Source organism: Methylobacterium sp. WL116 (assembly GCF_008039455.1).
Taxonomy (GTDB): Bacteria; Pseudomonadota; Alphaproteobacteria; order Rhizobiales; family Beijerinckiaceae; genus Methylobacterium.
The window spans coordinates 1-2,430 of record NZ_VRUV01000620.1; the positions used below are offsets into that span (position 1 = coordinate 1).

The 2,430-nt window shown below is 72.9% G+C and carries 4 protein-coding genes; 2 read left to right on the forward strand and 2 right to left on the reverse strand.

Annotated features, from left to right (window positions below; all coding sequences use genetic code 11):
• Nucleotides 1-639: phosphonate metabolism transcriptional regulator PhnF (gene phnF, locus FV223_RS25365; RefSeq protein ID WP_147729538.1), on the forward strand; the 639-nt coding region annotated here is incomplete at its 5' end.
• A gap of 100 nt (nt 640-739) precedes the next feature.
• Here phnF and FV223_RS25370 read toward each other — a convergent pair.
• On the reverse strand, nt 740-1,225 hold the full coding sequence (locus tag FV223_RS25370) for a type II toxin-antitoxin system YhaV family toxin (RefSeq protein WP_147729539.1): 486 nt from the start codon (nt 1,223-1,225) through the stop codon (nt 740-742).
• A gap of 3 nt (nt 1,226-1,228) precedes the next feature.
• Nucleotides 1,229-1,555, reverse strand: coding sequence for a type II toxin-antitoxin system PrlF family antitoxin (locus tag FV223_RS25375; protein ID WP_147729540.1), 327 nt, complete (start codon nt 1,553-1,555; stop codon nt 1,229-1,231).
• A 200-nt stretch (nt 1,556-1,755) separates the two neighbouring features.
• On the opposite strand from FV223_RS25375, the gene FV223_RS25380 reads away from it, so the two are divergent.
• On the forward strand, nt 1,756-2,430 hold a 675-nt coding region (locus tag FV223_RS25380), incomplete at its 3' end, for an FAD-dependent oxidoreductase (protein WP_147729541.1).

Sequence of the window (2,430 nt, forward strand, 5' to 3'; positions counted from 1 at the left end):
CTGATCTATGCGTGGGTGAACGACGCGGAGACGCTGCGCACCTACGGCGCGAAGACCGACGCCTATGCCGTGTTCGAGCGGATGCTCGACAAGGGCCATCCCCCCGACGATTGGGCGACGCAGGGGCGCGGCACCTTCGTCGAGCCGGGGCCGATCCCCTATCCGATCGGGCCGCGCACCCGGTTCTCCGAGATCGTCACCCGGGCCGGCCGCCAGGCCTGGGGCGACCTCGTCGCGGCGGCGACGGTGCCAGCGAGCCTCGAGACGGCGGAGGCCCTGGGGCTCGCGGCCGGCGATCCGGTGATCGAGATGCTGACCCTGCACCGGGCCGACGACGCCCCGATCTCGGCGGCGCGGATCGCCCTGCCGCTGCCGCGCTTCGCCGGCTTCGCCGAGGCCTACGCCGCCTCCGGCTCGATCACCCGCGCCTTCGCCGGGTTCGGCATCGCCGACTACACCCGCCTCTCGACGCGGATCGGGGCACGCACCGCCACCGCGGAGGAGGCCAGCCGCCTCGACGTGGCGCCGGGGCGGACCCTGCTCACGGTCGCCAGCGTCAACGTCGACGCCGCCGGCAAACGCATCCTGGCCGCGGCCTCCGTGTTCGTCGCCGACCGGGTCGAGCTGGTGGTGGATTAGCGGCGATGCCGCCGGCCGCGACGAGGGACTGAACCAGGCCTGAGTGCCGCTCCTGCGCGCGAAGCGCCCGGCAGGGGCGCCCTTGCGGACCGTCGGTCGGCTATTTCGCTGCTGCGGTCTTCAGGCGCGCTTTCGGCGGCCCTGCGGACGCCGCCGCGAGCAACGTCGCCCAATCGTCGGGGGGATGGCCCTTGTCGAGCATCCGCTCGAACACGGCATAGGCGTCGGTCTTCGCGCCGTAGGTGCGCAGCGTCTCCGCGTCGTTCACCCACGCATAGATCAGGATCCTGGTCCGGCTGTCGTAGCGGAAGAACGGGCGGAAGCGGCCGTTGCCGAACTTGGCCCGGAACCAATGCTTTCGGGACGCGCCGAGGGGGTCGCCCTGGCGGTACTCGGCCCGGGACGGGTCCTGCGGGACGGTCTCGAACATCAATCTCCGCAAGACCGCGAGCAGCTTCGCGTTGGCGGTCCTGCGGTACCCGTCCGGGTCGTCGGCCTTGGCCTTCTCCACGGTGGCGGTCAGCGTCTCGAGCTGGTCGAGCAGCAGCGGATGGGCGAAGATCGTCCACGCGCCGACGACCGTCATCGATCAGAGTGCCACGGGACCGTCGATGTCCGCGCCGGGATCGGCGTCGATCCCCTCGGCGAGGGCCGACATGCGCTCCATCAGATCGGCGGGGAAGGGCGTGATGGCCTGCGGCCGGCGCGCCATGTCCTGGGCGAGGAAGGCCAGGAATCCCTCGATCACGGGGTCCGCCTCCTCGACCTCGACGCGGGTGAGGCGCACGCCGCCCTCGTCGACGACGTAGGCGATCTCGCCGCCGTAGCTGACGCCCAGGGCCTGGCACACGACCTTCGGGACGGTCGTCTGGCCCTTCGCGGTGATCTTGCTGCGCTCTCGTACGAGGGGACCCATCGCGGCCTCGGCGGCTTGAGGTAAGGAATTTCCCTTCCCTCGTCGGCAGCCTTCGAAGCAAGCGCGTCGCGGCGCAAGGCGACGCCCTATGCTCCCCGGCATGGGCAGGGCCGCCGAGGGCGGCGTTGCTCGCAGGTGCCCGGGTTGACTACTGACCCCGGATGCGAGGCGCACGCGCCCCCCGGCAGGATACGCAACCCATGACCGAGCCATCGGCCCGCCACGTCGTGATCATCGGTTCGGGGGCGGTCGGGACCGTGAGCGCGCTCGAATGCCTGCGCGCCGGCCATCGCGTCACGGTGGTCGATCCGGGCGTGCCCGGCGGGGAGCAGGCGTCGAGCTACGGCAATGCCGGCTGGCTCTCGTCGCACTCGGTGATCCCGCCGGCGGAGCCCGGCATCTGGAAGCGCGTGCCGTCCTACCTCGCCGACCCGCTCGGGCCGCTGGCCATCCGCTGGCGCTACCTGCCCCGGGTGCTGCCCTGGCTGGTGCGCTACATCTGGGCGGCGCGCACCGGGCGGCAGATCGCCGAGACGGCGCGGGCGATGCGCACCCTGCTGGCGGATGCGCCCCGCCTCCATGCCGGCCTCGCCGAGGAGGCCGGCCTCGGCCACCTGATCGAGCGGCGCGGCCTGCTGCACGTCTATCCCGACCGGGCGGCCTTCGCGGCCGACGCCGCGGCCTGGGCGATCCGCCGCGCGGTCGGCGTGCGATGGCTCGAGCTCTCGGCCGACGAGCTGCGCCAGCGCGAGCCGACCCTGCATCGCCGCTACACCTTCGGGGTGATGGTCGAGGAGGCGGGCCATTGCCGCGACCCGGGCGGCTACGTCGCCGGGCTCGCCGACCTCGCCCGCGCCCGCGGCGCGACCTACGCC